General features: G+C 52.3%; 2 protein-coding genes. One reads left to right on the forward strand and one right to left on the reverse strand.

Going from position 1 to position 1,744, the window contains the following annotated elements; genetic code table 11:
• The coding region (locus GX016_03835; protein HHT70689.1) for an IclR family transcriptional regulator at positions 1 to 738 on the reverse strand (738 nt) is incomplete at its 3' end.
• Positions 739 to 1,038: 300 nt separating this feature from the next.
• On the opposite strand from GX016_03835, the gene GX016_03840 reads away from it, so the two are divergent.
• On the forward strand, positions 1,039 to 1,744 hold a 706-nt coding region (locus tag GX016_03840; GenBank protein ID HHT70690.1), incomplete at its 3' end, for a pyridoxal-phosphate dependent enzyme.

The raw sequence follows: 1,744 nt of genomic DNA on the forward strand, positions 1-1,744 counted from the left end.
AGCCAACAGATACGGTAATAGCTCCTGTTGTTGCGCTTCATCCAGCCGTGACGACGGTGCCGAAATGCTAACCCCAGCTACTACTTCACCACTGTAGTCGCGCAGCGGGGCAGCGATGCAGGTTACGTCCTCTTCGCGTTCCTCTCGGTCCATGGCATATCCTCGGGTCGCCACCTGTTCCAGTTCCTGTTTGAGCAAATCACCATCGCAGATAGTGGCTGCCGTAAAACGGGGCAATTCCAGTCGGTCAATTAAATCAGAGCGCTCCTCTTTTGGCAAACCGGCCAATAACACCTTCCCCACACCGGTACAGTGCAGCGGTGCTCGTTCCCCAATCCGGGTAAACATCCGTACCGTGCGATCGCATGGCACCTGGGCTACATACACCACACTGTCATTATCCAGAACTACCAGGTTAACATTCTCTTGTACCGAAGCCATCAGTTCTTCCATCTGTGGCAGCGCCACGCGGACCAAGTCCACTTGCTGCATAGCCGCCTGGCCCACTTCCACAGCCTTAATCCCCAAGCGGTAGCGACGTGACTCTTCGTCCTGGCTCACAAAGCGACGTACTCTTAAGGTGGAAAGTAAGTGATGACAAGTACTTTGGTTAAGTCCCAGCCGGCGGCTGATCTCCGTCAGCGCCAGACCGTCACTGGATTCCTCTGCCAATAGCTGCAGAATCGACAGCGCCCGGTCCACCGACTGCAAAACATGGCCGCCTCCATTGTTGCTCATGATAATGCCTCCTTGCACCAGCCTATGATAACTACCGAAAACCCCGCTTCATTGTCATCCTGAGGGCTTTGCCCGAAGGATCTTTCTCCCCTTTACCGAAACCCCAATCTAACATGCAGTTTGGCCGCCTTCAGCGGTATTATTGGAAGGCCCGGTTTATCTTACTAAGCTTTCATAAGCAGTTCTTCGGTGCTTGGCACATACAATTTCAATCTATGAATGTCTGTTTCATCATTCGACATAATGGCCGTAGTTCCCTGCAGATCCAACTTCCCAGATTAACAAAAAGGGGGAATTTATTTGCCTTGCTTGGTCTGTGTTGCCTGTGGAAAAAACTATCCTTTGGCTACCGCCCTGCGTTGCAACGATTGCAACGAGCCGCTGGAAGTACGGTACGAATCTTTAAAGCCACCGGCCCGAATCAAAGACGAGCCCTGCTTTATCACCCGTAACACCAACATCTTTCCCTTACCTAATTTACGGCCGGAACTTTCGTTAGGCGAAGGAACAACCCCGCTTCTGGGCGCTCCTCATTTGCAGGCCGATACTGGTCTAGACACCATTTACCTGAAAAACGAGACCGTCAACCCTACCTGGTCGTTCAAAGACCGTGGTACTTCTTTGGGTGTACAAGCTGCTGTTTGGTTTGGACTCAGTGCCATCGGCACTGTCTCCTCCGGGAACATGGCCGCTTCTACCGCCGCTTTTGCTGCCCGCGCCGGGCTCAACGCTTACGTGTTCGTCCAAGAAGACATGCCCGACGGCAAGATTGAGCCCATCGCTATCTACGGACCTCATCTTAATCGGGGCGTAGGCGACTACGGTCAACTCTATTTTAATGCTCTTTCTCTGGGAGAAAAACATGGTATTTACTTCATCAGTTCCGACAACCCCTTCCGGGTGGAAGGTCAAAAAACCGTAGCCTACGAAATCCTTGATCAATTAGACTACCAGCCGCTGGATTTTATCGTCATGCCGGTGTCCAGCGGTGGTAACATGGCCGCTG

This window comes from Bacillota bacterium, assembly GCA_012837285.1.
GTDB lineage: Bacteria > Bacillota > DTU030 > DUMP01 > DUMP01 > DUNI01.